The sequence below is a fragment of the Pseudoalteromonas sp. 1CM17D genome, assembly GCF_023161805.1.
Taxonomy (GTDB): domain Bacteria; phylum Pseudomonadota; class Gammaproteobacteria; order Enterobacterales; family Alteromonadaceae; genus Pseudoalteromonas; species Pseudoalteromonas atlantica.
Genome location: NZ_JALNTP010000002.1, coordinates 324530 through 342359 on the forward strand (window position 1 = coordinate 324530; position 17830 = coordinate 342359).

Sequence of the window (17830 nt, forward strand, 5' to 3'; positions counted from 1 at the left end):
ATTTAAGGTAATGCCGCATGGCGCAAATTTTTAAAGCAAAGAAAAAACCACTTAAACAGCAAACACTCACACTTAATATTACGGCCATGGATCATCAAGGGCGGGGCGTTGCCAAACACAATAACAAAGTGTGCTTTGTAAGCGGCGCTTTAATGAATGAAAAAGTAACGGCAAGCCTAATTGAAGATAAAGCCAAATACAGTAGTGCAAAGCTGGTTAAGGTTATTAATCCAAGCGATGCGCGCACGCAGCCTTTTTGTCAGCATTATAATCACTGTGGTGGTTGCCAGTTGCAGCACCTAGAAATAAATCAGCAAGTGGTTGAAAAGCAAAATGCAGTGACGCAACTGTTTCAAAAATTTGCCAAATTAAGCGACTTAAATTGGCAAGCGCCTCTTTTAAGTAAGCCCACTCATTACAGACGCAGTGCGCGTATTGCCGTAATGTATGATAAAGCCGCTAAAAAAATGCGAGTTGGGTATCGTGCGCCTAGCTCTAAAAATGTGATTAGTATTGAGCAATGTGATGTGCTTAGTAAGGCATTTACTAACGTATTTAGTATTTTTGAAACGCTTATTAATCAATATAAAGCGCTACACAGTATAAGTCATTTACAGTTATGCCAAAACGAGGCTGGGAACTTTATTGTTATTCGCCATACTAAAGCGATACCAGATGAAGCCAAAAGCTATATACAAGAAGCAGCAAACGCACAGCAATGGTTAATTACTTGGCAAGACAACAGCGATGTTATAGAGCAGGCTCATTTGCCTACGCCGTATTATTTTTTAGAAAAGTTTAATTTAAAGTTTGAATTTGGCCTTGGTAATTTTATTCAAGTAAATGATGAAGTTAACCAAGCTATGTTAGCTCAGTCGGTAAATTGGCTTAACTTGCAAGGAAACGAGCAAGTATTGGATTTATTTTGTGGTATTGGTAACTTTTCATTAGTGCTAGCCCAGCATGCTAAATCGGTTATTGGAGTAGAAGGGGTTACATCGGCGGTTGCAATGGCGACACAAAATGCGCAAACTAACTCTATCACTAATGCGCACTTTCATTGTTTTGATTTAACGCAAAAAATTGAAACAGCACAATGGTTTAATAAGGCGCTAGACGTATTAGTATTAGACCCTTCTCGCACAGGTGCTATGGCTGTTTTAGAGCAACTACCTTTAAAGCAGTTTAAAACCATTTTATATGTCTCTTGCGATCCTGTTACTTTAGCCCGTGACAGTGCAATTATTTCGCAAGCAGGCTTTGAAGTTACTAAAATTGGGCTAATGAATATGTTTCCACATACAGGACACATAGAAACAATGGCGTTATTTCAACGGAGGTAAAGCGTTTTATGGTCGCTACACGTCAATCACATCAGCAGGACGACACAGGTGACTTTGCTACTAGCCTAAAACAGTTAGCGTTATCGCAAGAGAAAATAACGCTACTAAACAAAGCGCAAGCATTGTGTGTTACATGTGACAACCAAGCACGGCAAAACACGGCCATAGAAATGGTCGAGATTTTAGCCGAGTTAAATTTAGATGCAGAATCTCTCGCAACCGCGTATCTCACGCATTACTACTTAAACGACTTAGTAGACCTTGAAACCGTAGAAGCACAACTTGGCAAAAATGTAGCCATGCTTTTAACAGGGGTTGCGCAAATGGCTGCTATTAGTACTTTATCGCACCAAGGTAAAGGCACTATGCAGGTAGATAACATTCGTAAAATGTTACTTACCATGGTTGAAGATGTGCGCGCTGTGGTGATTAAACTTGCTGAGCAAGTGTGCCATTTACGCAATGTAAAAAATGGCGATGAAGAAGAGCGTGTTATTGCCGCTAAAGAAACCGCCGATATTTTTGCCCCGTTAGCAAACAGGTTAGGTATAGGCCAGCTTAAGTGGGAACTAGAAGATTTATCGTTTAGGTATTTACACCCCGACACCTATAAAAGCATTGCTAAACAACTTGATGACAAGCGCCTTGCCCGTGAAGCCTATATGGAAGACATGGTTGCGCAAGTAAAAGCTCGCCTAAGCGAAGCCGGTATTGAGGCGCAAGTGTATGGCCGCCCTAAGCACATTTACAGCATTTATAAAAAAATGCAGCAAAAAAACTACGAGTTTGATCAGCTGTTTGATATTAGAGCAATGCGAATTGTTGTAGAGCGGCTGCAAGATTGTTACGGCGCGCTAGGTATTGTGCACACTAATTGGCGCCACCTTAATAAAGAGTTTGACGACTACGTTGCTACACCTAAACAAAATGGCTATCAATCAATTCATACCGTGGTATTTGGCCCTGAAGGGAAAACCGTTGAAATACAAATACGCACCAGCGAAATGCACCAAGATGCAGAGCTAGGCGTAGCCGCGCACTGGATGTATAAAGAAGGCGCTTTACCTGGGAGAGGCTCAGGCTATGAGCAAAAAATTAGCTGGTTGCGCAAATTACTGCAATGGCAAGAAGAAGTGGTTGATGGGGGCGATTTAGCCGAAGAGCTTAAAAACCAAGTTGTAGAAGACCGCGTTTATATATTTACCCCAAGTGGCGATATCATCGATTTACCTGTTGGCGCTACACCGCTTGATTTTGCTTACTACATTCACTCAAATGTAGGGCACCGCTGCATAGGGGCTAAAGTATTTGGCAAAATAGTGCCGTTTACACATCAGCTATCAACGGGCGATCAGGTAGAAATTCTCACGCAAAAGCAGCCTAATCCAAGCCGCGATTGGTTAAATCCATCGCTTGGTTACATTAAATCGTCGCGTGCAAGGGCTAAAATCCATCATTGGTTTAAACAGCTCGACCGCGATAAAAACTTAAGCGCCGGTAAAGAGATTCTTGATAACGAACTGCAAAAGCTAGATTTAACCTACAAAGATTTAGACCCAGCTATTAAGCGCTTTAATTTTAAAGAACTAGATGACTTAATGGTTGCCATAGGTGCCGGCGATGTTCGCTTAAACCAAATGCTTAACTTTGTCAGTGATCGTACTGAAGAAGAACCCGTTATTCGTTTTAAAGCGCCAAGTAAAGTAACTGGCGATAAAAACGGCATTGTGGTGGATGGCGTGGGCAGCTTAATGAGCCACGTTGCTAAGTGTTGTCGCCCAGTACCTGGCGATGAAATAATTGGCTATATTACACAAGGCCGTGGCATTGGGGTACACCGCGAAGATTGCGATTCATTTAACAACTTAAAAGAGCTGCACCCAGAGCGTGTAATATCGGTTAGTTGGTCAGATGAAATAAACGGCTCTTATGCGCTAAGTATAAAAATAGAAGCCAGCGATCGCTCAGGTTTAATTCGCGATATTAGCTCTGTACTGGCTAACGAAAAAGTAAATGTGATCAACATGAACGTTAATACTGTTGGGGCCGATCAGTTAGCGGTATTTACTATGCAAATAGAAGTGCATGATTTATCGGGCACAAACCGGGTTTTGTCTAAACTGCATCAAATTGAAGGTGTTCACAGTGCCAAGCGAAACCAATAAAATGGCAAACAGTAACGCCCTTGAGCAACTCCTCGATATTATGGCGTTGCTTCGCGATCCTACCGACGGTTGCCCGTGGGATCGCAAGCAAAACTTTAAATCGATTGTTCCGCACACGCTAGAAGAAGCCTTTGAAGTGGCCGACTGCATAGAGTCGGGTAATTTAAACGAGCTTAAAAATGAGCTGGGTGATTTACTGTTTCAAATCGTTTTTTACGCACAACTTGCTAAAGAGCAGGACATGTTTGATTTTAACGACGTGGTTAGTGAACTAAATAGTAAACTTACCCGCCGTCACCCTCATGTTTTTAACACTAAGCAAGCATTAACCGACGAGCAATTAGCAGAGCAATGGCAGGCAATTAAAGCACAAGAGCGTGCAGCAAAAGTACAGCCAAGCAAAGCCTCTCTTTGGCAAGATATACCCACCAATATGCCAAGCCTAACTAAAGCTAAAAAAATTCAGCAGCGTGTTGCCGCACTTGGTTTTGATTGGCCAAGCTACCACGGGGCACTTGATAAAGTAAGTGAAGAGGTACTTGAAGTAAAAGAAGCGCTTGAGCACGACCCTTCATCCGATCATACAGCAGAAGAAATAGGCGACTTATTATTTGCCACAGTAAATGTGGCTCGCCATGTTAAACGCGACCCAGAGCAACTACTCAGACAAGCCAACGATAAGTTCTCGGCGCGCTTTGAAAAAGTGCAAGGTTATTTAATTGCAAAAGGTAAAAGTTTAAACAGCGCAACGCTTGACGAAATGGAAGAAGCATGGGAAGCCATTAAAAAAGCGAAATAAGATTAGCTCAGTACAACCTAATGTTAATCAACGAACATTTTTTGTGCGTCTAAACGCTATTTTTAGCTGGATTGCTCAACGCTGTTTTGGTACAATTTCGCCCCGTCTTGATGATATACCCAGAGTCTCTTTCTCGGGTGTTATATTCCTTTTAATTCCTGATATTCTAGGGTTCGCATGAGTACAAAATTTATCTTCGTTACTGGCGGGGTTGTTTCTTCGTTGGGTAAAGGTATTGCAGCAGCGTCATTGGCAGCTATTTTAGAGGCCCGCGGTTTAGATGTTACCATTTTAAAGCTGGATCCTTACATAAACGTTGACCCAGGCACAATGAGCCCAATTCAACACGGTGAAGTATACGTTACAGAAGACGGCGCCGAAACGGATCTTGATTTAGGTCACTACGAGCGTTTTATTCGCACCAAAATGACCAGCCGCAACAACTTCACACAAGGGCGAGTGTACGAAGATGTACTACGTCGTGAGCGCCGTGGTGAATACTTAGGTGCAACCATTCAGGTTATTCCACACATCACAAATGACATTAAGCAACGTGTATACGACGGTGCTGAAGGTCATGATATTGCGATTGTAGAAATTGGTGGCACAGTAGGTGATATTGAATCACAACCATTTATTGAAGCAATTCGTCAGTTAGGTACAGAAATTGGCCGCGAACGTGCGCTATTTATTCACCTAACGCTAGTGCCATTCTTAGGCCCTGCAGGCGAAGTAAAAACTAAACCAACACAGCACTCAGTTAAAGAGTTACGCTCTGTAGGTATTCAGCCAGATATTCTTATTTGTCGCTCAGACCGTAAATTGCCTAACAATGAACGTGCAAAAATTGCATTGTTTACAAACGTTGAAGAAAAAGCGGTTATTTCGCTTCCTGACGTAGACAGCATTTACAAAATTCCTGCGCTATTAAAATCACAAGAGCTAGATAACTTTGTGTGTCGTCGTTTTCACCTTGACGCACCAGAAGCTGATTTAGTTGAATGGGAACAAGTACTTTATCAAGAGTCTAACCCGACTGGCGAAGTAACGATTGGTATGGTTGGTAAGTACATTGAACTACCAGATGCATACAAATCAGTTAACGAAGCACTAAAGCATGCAGGTCTTAAAAACCGTTTAACCATTAATATTGAATACGTTGACTCGCAAGACTTAGAAAGCAAAGGGGTAGAACTGCTTTCTCATCTAGACGCTATTTTAGTACCAGGTGGTTTTGGCGGCCGTGGTGTTGAAGGTAAAATTTTAGCAGCTAAGTATGCCCGTGAAAACAAAGTACCTTACCTAGGCATTTGTTTAGGTATGCAAGTAGCACTTATTGAATACGCACGTAATGTTGCAGGTTTAACCGACGCTAACTCAACTGAGTTTAATATTCACTCTAAAGCGCCAGTAGTGGGCTTAATTACAGAGTGGTTAGATGCTGAGGGTAACATTGAGATACGTGATGAAAAATCTGATTTAGGTGGCACCATGCGTTTAGGCGCACAAAAATGTCACTTAACGCCGGGTTCTAAGGTGCACGAAGTGTACGGCAATACAGAAATTATTGAACGTCACCGTCATCGCTACGAAGTAAACAACAACTTTGTAGAGCAATTAGAGCAAGCAGGCTTAAGCTTTACCGGTTTATCAGAAGATAAAAAACTAGTAGAGATCATCGAAAATAAAGATCACCCATGGTTTATTGCCGCGCAATTCCACCCGGAATTTACGTCAACACCACGTGATGGTCACCCGTTATTTGAAGGGTTTGTAGCAGCCGCTCATACTCACCAAAAAACGTCTTCGTAATTAAAAAAGCCGTGCATATTGCACGGCTTTTTTGTCTAAAGGGCTGACTAAAAGATATAAAACGTAGTAAAGTTAGCTGAACTCACCATTTTGGGAATATAGAGGAATCAAGATGTCAGAAATCGTAAAAGTAATTGGTCGCGAAATTATGGACTCGCGTGGTAACCCTACTGTTGAAGCTGATGTATATTTAGCTGATGGTTCTTGGGGCCGCGCTGCCGCTCCTTCAGGTGCATCAACAGGTACTCGCGAAGCACTAGAGCTACGTGATGGTGACAAAGCCCGTTACTTAGGTAAAGGCGTATTAAACGCAGTTGGTTTTATTAACAACGAAATTGCGGATGCGTTAAAAGGCCAAAATGCATTAGAACAAAGTGCTGTAGATAAAGTAATGCTAGATTTAGATGGCACTGAAAATAAAGAAAAACTAGGTGCAAATGCTATCTTAGCGGTATCACTAGCGACTGCAAAAGCCGCTGCACAATTTAAAAAAGTTGAGCTTTACGAGCACATCGCAGACTTAAACGGTACACCAGGTGTTTACTCAATGCCGTTACCTATGATGAACATTATCAACGGTGGTGAGCACGCAGATAACTCTGTAGATATTCAAGAATTTATGATCCAACCTGTTGGCGCTGAAAACTTCCGCGAAGGCCTACGTATGGGCGCTGAAGTGTTCCACAGCCTTGCTAAAGTATTAAAGGCAGACGGCCACTCTACAGCTGTAGGTGATGAAGGTGGTTTTGCACCAAACCTTGCATCAAACGAAGCGGCACTTGCTGCTATTAAAACAGCTGTAGCAAACGCAGGTTACGAGCTAGGTAAAGATATTACACTGGCTATGGACTGCGCAGCATCTGAGTTTTACGACAAAGAAGCAAACATTTACGATCTGAAAGGTGAAGGCAAAAAGTTCACTTCAGAAGAGTTTAACTACTTCTTAAAAGATTTAACTGAGCAATACCCAATTGTATCTATTGAAGATGGCTTAGATGAGTCAGATTGGGATGGCTTTGCACACCAAACTAAATTAATGGGCGATAAAATCCAATTAGTAGGCGATGATTTATTCGTAACTAACACTAAGATTTTAAAACGCGGTATTGATAACGGTATTGCTAACTCAATCCTAATTAAATTTAACCAAATTGGTTCACTAACTGAAACGTTAGCAGCAATCAAAATGGCTAAAGATGCAGGCTTTACAGTTGTTATTTCGCACCGTTCTGGCGAAACAGAAGATGCAACTATTGCTGATTTAGCGGTAGGTACTGCTGCTGGTCAAATTAAAACAGGTTCATTGAGCCGCTCTGACCGTGTTGCTAAGTACAACCAACTTCTTCGCATTGAAGAAGCGCTAGGTTCTAAAGCACCTTACAACGGTCTTAAAGAAGTTAAAGGTCAGTAATTCTATTTTATATAGAATCTTATTTTTAATTTTAGATGATAAAATCCTCGCTAATGCGGGGATTTTTTATGCCTGATACTTTTTTAAAGAGATGAGAAGCTTTGTAGGCGTTAAGCTTGCTGACGCGCGCACGCAGTGCGAAAAAGGACATAATATTTTCTGCACAGCTCAGAGCTGAAACTGCTGCTTTAAAATAGCCCCTGTAAAACTGGTTTTTAAATAAAAACCACGCGGTAAGGTTTTTATTGTTTGCCCATTTGGGCCAATAGCATCGGTAACCACTTTGCTATTAGCGGCTTTTGGCCTAATTTGAATAGCATCCCCTAAATGGCCCGATATTTCATCAACTCGCCCAAGCGCTATTAACTCCATTTGTTCTTCCCAGTCTCGTTGTAGCAACGCATCTTGCTCAGGCGTAGGCTGCCATAAAAAACCACTGCCTATGGTTCTATCAAAAGGCGCAATATCGCGCTCACTCAATATAGGCAGCCATAAAACATGATTGAGTTTTTTACGCACAGCGCTTGTATGCCACGTCATGCCGGTTACGTTTATAAGGGGGGTAACCGACACAAAAGTGGTTTCTAAGGGTTTTCCTTTATACGAAATAGGCAGTGTTTTTAATTCAATGCCTAAATCTTCAAAGTCGGGGAGGGGTTTTGAGCCTGCAGTAGCGCCTAACACGTATTCAATAAGTTGCCCGGTCCAGCCTTTTTCACGTAATAGGTCGTCAGGGGTTTTAAAGCTGTATTGAGAGGCTAATTGCCCTAATGTTAAACCAGCAATAGCGTTTACGCGTTGCATTAAGTCATTAATTGAATGGGGTTTTGTTGGTCGCATGCTACTCATTTACCTTGAATAATTAACAGCGCCATGATAGCAAAACCCCCGTAAGGTGGATATCTTTGCTTTTGGTTGTTTTTTATACGCACTGTGTTTGGCGTAATTTTGCTCACCCCAAAAAGTCACAGTTTAACTGTAAGTGACTGACTAGCTTTAATATTTTCAATTAACTCATTCAGCTTTAATTAAGTTAGCAAATTCTATATGGGATAAATACAACTATATAAACATGTTTATCCACAGAATCTGTGGAGAAAGCGAGTTTTTAGATCTGCTATTGTGGACTTGTTTGCAAAATAGCCTTGTTTATCAAAAGTTATACACAAGCTGTGAGTAAATAGCACTAAACATAATAATCAAGGCATAGCTTAGCTTTTTTTGCTAAAAGTTGCGTCAATTAAGGGTTATTTTATCCTTGTAATTACTCAGTGCTCATTTAAGGTTAAGTCGTTATGCACAGCGTAAATAGTAAACGTGCGATTAGGGCGTGATGACTTTGGGGATAATAGTGTTTGCCGAATTGCAGCTAATGTGGAACAATCATTAAAAATCGACTTACAAATGAGGCACTAAGGTGATTGATGCCGAAGGTTTTCGTGCCAATGTCGGAATTGTAATTTGCAATAATCAGGGGCAGGTTTTTTGGGCTAGACGTTACGGTCAACATTCTTGGCAATTTCCCCAAGGCGGTGTTGATGACGGAGAAACACCCGAACAAACCATGTACCGTGAATTACACGAAGAAGTAGGTTTGCGACCAGAAGATGTAGAAATAGTTGCAAGCTCAAAACATTGGTTACGCTATAAATTACCCAAGCGATTAATTCGCCGCGACTCTAGTCCGGTGTGTATTGGGCAAAAACAAAAATGGTTTTTATTAAAACTGCGTTGCAAAGATGAAGATGTAAACTTGCTTAAAACACATCATCCCGAGTTTGATGATTGGCGCTGGGTGAGTTATTGGTACCCAGTAAGGCAAGTGGTATCGTTTAAACGCGATGTATACAGACGGGTGATGAAAGAGTTTGCACCGTTTGCAATGCCTTTTAATAAAAGAGAACATCATAAAGAACAGTGGCGACACAAAAGGTAGTAGCATAATTATAAAATAAGGAGCAGGTAATGCTGGCAACACTTAGAACTATTGCTGAGTCTGTTTCGCAACAAGCGAATTTAGACAGTGCCTTAGTGTGCTTTGTGAAAATGGTTAAAGAGGCCATGAAAACCCAGTGCTGCTCTATTTATTTTGCCGACTACAGCCAAGATAACTTTGTACTTATGGCAACCGAAGGCCTTAACCCCGACGCCGTAGGTAAGTTTAGAATTGGTTTTACCGAAGGGCTTGTAGGTTTAGTGGCCCAGCGTGAAGAGCCCATTAATATAGCTTTTGCAAAATCTCATCCGCGTTTTAAGCTCTCCCCCGAAGTAAACGAAGAAGGTTACAATGCTTTTTTGTCTGTACCTGTGGTACATCAAAAAAAGGTACTGGGCGTTATTGTTGTACAACAAAAAATGGCGCGGGTTTTTAGCCAAGACGAAGAGTCGTTTTTAATTACCCTTTCAGCGCAGCTAGCCTCGCAACTTGCGCATGCTGAAATAAAAGAGCTTTTACGCCAAGACGAATCATCACACCAAACCTCAGTGCTCAAAGGGGTGTCGAGTGCGCCAGGTATTGGGATTGGCCAAGCCTTTGTGGTACTGCCTAAGCTTGATTTTAAATCTATAGAGCTAAAAAAAGATCCCGATAGCGCCGAGCAGCGCCGTTTGTTTACACAAGCCGTTGCTGCCACCCGCAAAGAATTTAATACCCTGTCTATGACCTTGAGTGACTCAATCCCACGTGAAGCACTCGCGGTATTTGATGTATACCAACAATTACTTGATGCGAAAAGTTTAGGCCACAATGTTGAGGTACAGTTACAAGAGGGCTGGTGCGCAAAAAGCGCCTTAAAAATTGTTATTGAGCGGCTTATTTCGCAGTTTAATGCCATGCAAGACCCCTACATAAAAGAGCGCGCAGTTGATGTAAAAGACATAGGTTTAAGGGTATTACACCACCTTGTAAACACAGAGCACGCAGTAAAAGATTACCCACCCAATACCATATTAATTGCGAATACCTTAACGCCCGCCATGCTGGCTGAAGTACCTAACGGGCATTTAGCCGGTGTAGTGAGTGTGAATGGCTCAGCCAATAGCCATGCCTCTATATTAACCCGAGCGATGGGAATACCGGCTATTTGGGGTATTGAAGATTTACCCCTATTGCAATTTGATGCCAAACCAATGATTTTAGATGCCTTTGCTGGGCGTTTATATATTTCTCCTTCGCAAGTGTTACTCGACGAATACGCACAGTTAAAGCATCAAGATAAGCTACTCAACAACCGCTTTTTAGCAGAGCAAAGTGCGCAGTCGGTTACCTTAGATGGTGAGCAAATAAATTTAATGCTAAATGCAGGGCTTGAGCTTAATACCGAGCAAAGCAGTGCGCATATTTGCGATGGGGTAGGGCTTTATCGTACCGAAGCATGGTTTATGCAAAAGGGGCAATTTCCATCGCAAGCTGAGCAAGAAAACTGGTATAGGGAGGTGCTAAAAAGTTACCACCCAGCGCCAGTGGTTATGCGAACCCTAGATATTGGTGGCGATAAAGTTTTAGATTACTTTAATATCACCGAAGAAAATCCCTTTTTAGGGTGGCGCGGCATACGCATAAGCCTTGACCATCCAGAGCTGTTTTTAGATCAGCTCAAAGCTATGTTAAAAGCAAATATGGGTTTAGGTAATTTAAAAATAATGCTGCCTATGATCAGCGGTACAGAAGAGGTAGACGAAGCGCTCGCGTTATTTGAACAAGCTTATTTTGAACTGGCAGAAAAACACCCAGAGCAAAACTTGGAGCGCCCAGAAGTGGGCATTATGCTTGAAGTACCCTCAAGTATATTTATGCTCGACGAGTGGGCTAAAAAAGTAGATTTTTGCTCAGTAGGCAGTAACGATTTAACGCAATACTTACTTGCTGTCGATAGAGCAAATGCGCGGGTGGCTCAGTTATTTAACCCATATCACCCCGGCGTGTTAAGGGTATTAAATAAAGTAGCGAATGAATGTAATAAACACTGTTTACCCTTTAGTTTATGTGGCGAGCTAGGCGGCGAGCCAGAGGGCGCTATTTTACTCATTGCCATGGGCTATAGGCATTTAAGTATGAACATGTCGTCGTTAATTAAAGTAAAGTGGATTTTAAGGCGCTTAAATATTAACGATATGCAGCAATTACTCGCAAAGTGTTTAGTGCAATCGAACGCTAAACAGGTACTGCGCTTAACGCGCAATTTTATGATTGAACACCAATTAGGCGATCTATTCTACACCGCCAAATAATGCAGCGCTTAAAGATGCTATTAACTTTATAATCCTTTAATATAGGCGCACGAAAAGGTATTTGAGAACACTATGTATGACTTAGCTTTACTCGTGGCCAGTTGTGCGCTACTTGGCTGTGTAGTTGGCTTTTTAGCTGGGCTATTAGGGATAGGCGGCGGTTTAATTATTGTGCCTGTTTTAAGTAGCTTATTACTGATGTTTGACGTTACTTCACCTGATCACGTATTAGTTATTTCTATTGCAACATCGCTTGCCTCTATTTTATTCACTTCTACTTCTTCAGTCTTGGCTCATCATAAAAATGATAATGTGCCGTGGCAAATTGCACCATGGGTTATGTCGGGTGTAGGCTTAGGCGCGTTAATAAGTGGCTTTGCCGCAAGTTTAATACCCGAACAAGCATTACGCAGCGTGTTTGCAATAAGTGTTGTATTTATTGCAGGCAGAATGGTGTGGGCATCACGTAGTAAATCGCTTAAAGAAAAACCGCTACCAAAAGGGATTATTTTAGGGAGCATTTCAGCCCTTATGGGCGCGCTTTCTGGTTTAATAGGTATTGGTGGCGGCGCACTTATTGCCCCTATGCTTAATTACTTTTCAGTTGATATGAAAAAAGCGATAGGCTGTGCATCAGCGAGCGGTATTGTTATCGCGCTATTTGGCTCTATTGGTTATATAAGCGCAGGCTGGCAGGTAACCGATTTAGCCCATGGGTTCGCAGGGTTTGTATACTTACCTGCATTATTTGGTATTGTAATAACATCGTGGTTTGTGGCGCCCTTAGGGGCTAAAGCAACTCATTATTTACCTGTTAATATAATAAAGAAAATTTTCGCGGTGTTGCTTGTGCTCATCGCACTTAAAATGGTTTTTAGCTAAAGGTTTATTTATGGCACTTGAGTTTCCTCAAATCGATCCAATAATTTTTTCTGTTGGACCGCTAAGCGTACGTTGGTACGGTTTAATGTATTTAATTGGTTTTGCATTTGCGATGTGGTTTGCTAATCGTCAAGCCGAAAAACCAAACTCTGGCTGGACTAAAGAGCAAGTTAGCGACTTGCTTTTTTACGGCATGCTAGGGGTTATTTTAGGCGGCAGAATTGGCTATGTATTGTTTTATCAGTTTAGCTACTTTTTAGAAAATCCATTATATTTATTTAGAATTGACCAAGGCGGTATGTCGTTCCACGGCGGAACACTAGGGGTTATTACCGCTATTATACTATTTGCCAAAACCCGCAAAAAATCACTATTCGCAGTGGGAGATTTTGTGGTGCCGCTGGTTCCGGTGGGCTTATTAGCAGGGCGTATTGGTAACTTTATAAATGGCGAGTTATGGGGCCGTGTAAGCGATGTGCCATGGGCAATGGTATTTCCAACGGGTGGGCCGCTTGCGCGTCACCCATCGCAGTTATACGAAGCCTTTTTTGAAGGGCTAGTCCTGTTTTTAATTTTATTATGGTTTATTAAAAAGCCTCGCCCTGCAGGCAGTGTAGCCGGTGTGTTTTTATTAGGATACGGCGTATTTAGATTTTGTATTGAATACTTCCGCCAACCAGATGCGCAGCTTGGCCTATTTGCCGATTTTATCTCAATGGGTCAAATACTCTCGTTACCTATGATAATTGGTGGCCTAGGGCTATTAATTTGGGCGTACAAAAAACCGCAACCTGTAACCGCAGCAAAGGCATAGTAAGAACAGATCATGAAACAATATTTAAAATTATGTCAGCGCATCGTTGACGAAGGTGTATGGGTAGAAAACAAACGCACAGGCACGCGCTGCTTAACCGTTATTAATGCCGACTTAGAATACGATGTAGGTAATAATAAATTTCCTATGATCACCACTCGTAAAAGTTACTACAAAGCCGCTATAGCAGAGCTTTTAGGTTATTTACGAGGGTACGATAGCGCAGCGCAATTTCGCGATATAGGCTGTAAAACTTGGGATGCAAACGCAAACGATAATAACGCATGGCTAAATAACCCTAACCGCAAAGGCGAGGACGACATGGGCCGCGTTTATGGCGTGCAAGGGCGTAATTGGCAGCGCCCAGATGGCTCAACGCTCGATCAGCTTGCTAAAGTAATAAATAACTTAAAAAACGGGATTGATGACAGAGGTGAAATAATTACCTTTTATAATCCTGGTGAGTTTGAGCTTGGTTGTTTGCGCCCATGTATGCACACGCATACGTTTTCGCTGCTTGGCGACACGCTGTATTTAACATCGTATCAGCGCAGTTGCGATGTGCCTTTAGGGCTTAATTTTAATCAAATTCAGTGTTTTGTATTACTGGCATTGGTAGCGCAAATTACCGGCCATAAAGCAGGTAAGGCGTATCATAAAATTGCTAATGCGCATATTTACGAAAACCAGTTACCGTTAATGCGCGATGTACAGTTAACACGTGAGCCATTTGACTCACCGCAATTAAATATTAACCCAAACATAAAATCACTAGAAGATATAGAAACATGGGTAACACGAGACGATTTTGAAGTAGTAGGCTATCAATGCCACGAACCAATCCAATATCCGTTTTCAGTATAATAAGATTAAGGAGAACAAGATGAAAGCAGTGATCCCCGTAGCAGGCCTTGGAACGCGTATGTTACCTGCCACAAAAGCTATCCCTAAAGAGATGCTCCCTGTGGTAGACCGCCCGCTTATTCAATATGTAGTAAATGAAGCGGTAGCAGCAGGCGTTAAAGAGATTGTACTTGTAACGCACTCAAGTAAAAACTCTATCGAAAACCATTTTGATACCAGCTTTGAACTAGAAGCCACGCTTGAAAAACGCGTAAAGCGGCAATTACTTGCCGAAGTACAGGCAATTTGCCCTAAAGATGTGACCATTATTCACGTACGCCAAGGCGAAGCCAAAGGCTTAGGCCACGCAATTAACTGTGCAGCGCCAATTATTGGCAACGAACCCTTTGTGGTTATTTTGCCAGATGTAATTGTTGATGACGTAGAGAGCGACCTTAAAAAAGACAACCTAGCAGAGATGATCGCCCGTTTTGAAGAAACTAAGCACAGCCAAATTATGGTTGAGCCAGTACCAATGGACGAAGTAGACAAATTTGGTGTTGTTGATTTAGGTGACGTAGAGCTTCACCAAGGTGAAAGCTCGCCAATTATTAACATGGTAGAAAAGCCGCCAGTAGATGAAGCACCTTCAAACCTATCGGTAGTAGGGCGTTATGTATTAAGCGAAAACATTTGGCCACTGCTTGCTAAAACGCCGCAAGGGGCTGGCAACGAAATTCAACTTACAGATGCAATTGCCATGCTAATGCAGCAAGAAAAAGTAGACGCGTACGCTATGAAAGGGCGCAGCCACGATTGCGGTAGTAAAATAGGCTACTTAAAAGCAACAATAGAGTTTGCTCTGCGCCGCGACGAGTTTGCAGATGATTTAAAAACATTTATTAAATCGTTAATTTAGGTTTTATTAAATTACCCACCAAGGCGCCTGTTTAGGCGCCTTTTTTATTGCTAAATTATTAATGCCACTATGAGTATAGCTTTACTCAATTTTAACGACGCGAGTAATAAAGATGGGCTACGCTTAATTATGTTCTGAATTTGACTTGCGTTATTTTTAAACACAACGTAATTTATATTGAAAGGTTTATGTTAATTGGCATTAAAGTTGTATTAAAAGCCACACCCATGGAGGGTCGTGTTAATTTTATCTTTGCAGGTAAATTAACGTATAGGAGCAAATTTGCTCATTGTTTAATAGATAAGTTAAACGCTTTCTTGTGAGAACGTTTAACTGAAATGTAAGTGCACAGGCACTGCTTTCAGGATAACGGGTACATGCTTAAATTAAAAAAATACTATAAACACTTTTTTGTATGCCTTTTTACGCTTACGTTTGGCACGGCGTGCTCTATTACGCCTATCGCTAAACCTGCTGTTGATAATGAAATACCTAACACCACGCCCGATTACGTATCGATAACTGCACTAGAGCTTGCGCAATTAAAAGATGCCGCAATGCAATGGCAGCAAGCACGCGCCGGTATAGAGCGTATTTTAAAGCTTGAAAAAGAAATTACTTACCTGGTTAATCACATAGATATAATAAACTCTAAAGCTATTGCACAATCTAATGCAAGCCCTGCCTACAGCAGCCGTTACACTCGCACGCCTTCGCGTACAACCAGTAATAAGCCACGTCGTCAGCAAACTTACAAAGCTGCTAACAATAACCAAAAGCAAACTATAAAGCTTAATACCCCTAAACATGTATTTGCATTACAAGTTGCCTCGGTTGATTCTAAGCAGGATGTAGCCAAAGCCTGGCAAGAGCTAAATACCAAAGCAGCGCCACTATTTAGAGATAAAATATTAACTAACGTAGAAACTGCAAAAATAAATGATAAAACCTTTTATCGCTTAAAGCTTGGCTCTTATAAAAACCTTAAAAATGCCAAAGCCGACTGTGAAGTATTTAAAATGTATAAGCTCGACTGCATTGTAAGTAACTACACCGATAAGCCAATTAAACTTTAATAGTGATACCAACCCGCAATAATAAATAATCATTTTACGGGGCTAATCGTGTTGCGTTCTGCGTTAAAAAATTCTCATTTAGAGCAACTAAATAGCAATTTTTTGCCTAGCTATCAATACGTTTTACTATCCTCAAAATAGATTACTTAATTAAGCTAATTGGTATAAAAGCGCAATAGTCCCTAGCACACGTGACTTGCTAAGCGTTGATTGGCTGTTAAAATAGCGCCCACTCTTACCCAAATTAACAACATACTTATGCTGCACTACAAGGATTTTTTAGCCACATTACTTTTAGGCTTTGCATTAGCAAACAGTGCTCACGCACTAGCAACGGCCCAAAAGCAGGCGGTGCTCATTAAAAAAGATGATTTAGCCGTACTCAAAGAGTCAGCGCAGCAGTGGCAACAAACCAAGCCTCAACTAGAAAGACTGTTAAAGCTAGAAAGTGAATTACAGCGCACAGTAGATAAATTAAAACAACTTAACGCGCAGCCAACTAACCACTTAGCTGTTGTGAATACAAATGCGCTGTTTGCTGTGCAAGTGGGGGCATATAAAAATAAAGCGGTACTTGAAGCGGCTATAAAGCAATTTCAATCGGCCTCAAATAAGCTTGAAGTAAATACCGAGCAAGTACAGATTGACCAGCACACCTTTTATAGATTAAAGCTTGGTGCGTTTAAAACAAAAGAAGCAGCAAACGATGCATGTAAGTCATTAATAAACAATAATACTTGCTTTGTAACCTACTACGTCAAAACGCCTCAAAGTTAATTAACCTGAACTCTGGTTAAGAGCCTTACTAGCATATTGAACTATCTTGATACTTAAATTTATTATCTCTGGCTAGAGATAGGTTTATTATCCAGAGTTTAGGTTAATTAGGCATAATAATTGCTTTATCCTCGGTATGTTTTAAAGAGGACGGCAACTATGCGCCTTTTATTGCCTTTAGTATTGTTAAATTTAACTGCTTGCAACTTGGTTCCGCCCCCAGAGCCGAGTGTGCCTACTGACGCGCCAAAAGCAGCAATGGCACCCTATACCGTTAACGAGTATGTAGCAAATCTAACCTCGCAGCTTAACCATGTAAATGGCGCTTTAAATGCCAATGCGCGCATTGGTGTGAGTAGCTTTTTTTATGCCGATGCTTTAGATACTAAGCTAGTAGCAGGGCAGGCCTCGGGTTTGAGCTTACAAATTCAAGAAAGCTTATTAACGCAATTTACCCAGCTTGGCTATCATACCGTTGAGTACCGCCTTGGCAATAACCTTATATTAGCGCAAAACGCAGACAGCATATTAAGCCGCGACTTAAGTAAATTACGCAATCGCCAAAATATTGACTTAGTCATCACCGGCACTGTAACGCGCCAACAGCATGCTTACATAGTTAATGCACGACTCGTTAATATTGAAAACAAGCAAGTACTGTCGGCAGGCAGCACAGAGATCCCTATAAATGTAATGTGGGGAAACGAAAAAATTCAGCAGCGTGACGGCTCTTTGTACCGCAGCGAATATTAATCAGGA

The 17830-nt window shown here is 41.5% G+C and carries 15 protein-coding genes; 14 read left to right on the plus strand and 1 reads right to left on the minus strand.

What is annotated here, in order from left to right; all coding sequences use genetic code 11:
• The first annotated feature begins 17 nt into the window (after nucleotides 1-17).
• The 5 genes from rlmD (at nucleotide 18) to eno (ending at nucleotide 7530) form a co-directional block, all read left to right on the plus strand.
• Nucleotides 18-1343: a 23S rRNA (uracil(1939)-C(5))-methyltransferase RlmD gene (gene rlmD / locus MSC25_RS05165; protein ID WP_248442817.1), complete on the plus strand. Its 1326-nt coding sequence runs from the start codon at nucleotides 18-20 to the stop codon at nucleotides 1341-1343.
• Nucleotides 1344-1351: 8 nt separating this feature from the next.
• Nucleotides 1352-3508, plus strand: a complete 2157-nt coding sequence (relA, locus tag MSC25_RS05170; protein WP_248442818.1) for a GTP diphosphokinase — start codon at nucleotides 1352-1354, stop codon at nucleotides 3506-3508.
• 1 nt (nucleotide 3509) lies between these two features.
• Nucleotides 3510-4307 (plus strand): nucleoside triphosphate pyrophosphohydrolase, encoded by a 798-nt coding sequence (gene mazG, locus MSC25_RS05175; RefSeq protein ID WP_248442917.1) that lies wholly within the window; start codon nucleotides 3510-3512, stop codon nucleotides 4305-4307.
• Nucleotides 4308-4484: 177 nt separating this feature from the next.
• On the plus strand, nucleotides 4485-6119 hold the full coding sequence (locus tag MSC25_RS05180; RefSeq protein ID WP_004586236.1) for a CTP synthase: 1635 nt from the start codon (nucleotides 4485-4487) through the stop codon (nucleotides 6117-6119).
• A 112-nt stretch (nucleotides 6120-6231) separates the two neighbouring features.
• Complete coding sequence (gene eno / locus MSC25_RS05185; protein ID WP_029771921.1) at nucleotides 6232-7530, plus strand: phosphopyruvate hydratase; 1299 nt, start codon at nucleotides 6232-6234, stop codon at nucleotides 7528-7530.
• 168 nt (nucleotides 7531-7698) lie between these two features.
• Here eno and mutH read toward each other — a convergent pair whose 3' ends face one another.
• Nucleotides 7699-8370 carry a DNA mismatch repair endonuclease MutH gene (gene mutH / locus MSC25_RS05190; RefSeq protein WP_004586238.1) on the minus strand — a complete coding sequence of 224 codons (672 nt, stop codon included), beginning with the start codon at nucleotides 8368-8370 and terminating at the stop codon, nucleotides 7699-7701.
• 577 nt (nucleotides 8371-8947) lie between these two features.
• Here mutH and rppH point away from each other — a divergent pair.
• From rppH to MSC25_RS05235, 9 genes are all read left to right on the plus strand, one after another.
• Entirely contained in the window at nucleotides 8948-9466 is a 519-nt protein-coding gene (rppH, locus tag MSC25_RS05195) for an RNA pyrophosphohydrolase (RefSeq protein WP_004586239.1), read from the plus strand.
• Between the two features lie 29 nt (nucleotides 9467-9495).
• Complete coding sequence (gene ptsP, locus MSC25_RS05200; protein ID WP_248442819.1) at nucleotides 9496-11760, plus strand: phosphoenolpyruvate--protein phosphotransferase; 2265 nt, start codon at nucleotides 9496-9498, stop codon at nucleotides 11758-11760.
• A 72-nt stretch (nucleotides 11761-11832) separates the two neighbouring features.
• Nucleotides 11833-12642, plus strand: a complete 810-nt coding sequence (locus MSC25_RS05205; RefSeq protein WP_024033072.1) for a sulfite exporter TauE/SafE family protein — start codon at nucleotides 11833-11835, stop codon at nucleotides 12640-12642.
• A gap of 10 nt (nucleotides 12643-12652) precedes the next feature.
• The gene (gene lgt, locus MSC25_RS05210; RefSeq protein ID WP_004586242.1) at nucleotides 12653-13456 is read left to right on the plus strand and encodes a prolipoprotein diacylglyceryl transferase; all 804 of its coding nucleotides are present in this window, start codon (nucleotides 12653-12655) and stop codon (nucleotides 13454-13456) included.
• A 12-nt stretch (nucleotides 13457-13468) separates the two neighbouring features.
• Nucleotides 13469-14320 (plus strand): thymidylate synthase, encoded by an 852-nt coding sequence (locus tag MSC25_RS05215; protein ID WP_004586243.1) that lies wholly within the window; start codon nucleotides 13469-13471, stop codon nucleotides 14318-14320.
• Between the two features lie 19 nt (nucleotides 14321-14339).
• A complete protein-coding gene (gene galU, locus MSC25_RS05220; RefSeq protein WP_004586244.1) occupies nucleotides 14340-15218 on the plus strand; it encodes a UTP--glucose-1-phosphate uridylyltransferase GalU in 879 nt (292 codons plus the stop codon).
• Between the two features lie 377 nt (nucleotides 15219-15595).
• Nucleotides 15596-16294, plus strand: coding sequence for an SPOR domain-containing protein (locus tag MSC25_RS05225; protein WP_248442820.1), 699 nt, complete (start codon nucleotides 15596-15598; stop codon nucleotides 16292-16294).
• 210 nt (nucleotides 16295-16504) lie between these two features.
• The gene (locus tag MSC25_RS05230) at nucleotides 16505-17071 is read left to right on the plus strand and encodes an SPOR domain-containing protein (RefSeq protein WP_248442821.1); all 567 of its coding nucleotides are present in this window, start codon (nucleotides 16505-16507) and stop codon (nucleotides 17069-17071) included.
• Nucleotides 17072-17230: 159 nt separating this feature from the next.
• The gene (locus MSC25_RS05235; RefSeq protein WP_004586247.1) at nucleotides 17231-17824 is read left to right on the plus strand and encodes a FlgO family outer membrane protein; all 594 of its coding nucleotides are present in this window, start codon (nucleotides 17231-17233) and stop codon (nucleotides 17822-17824) included.
• Nucleotides 17825-17830: the final 6 nt, after the last annotated feature.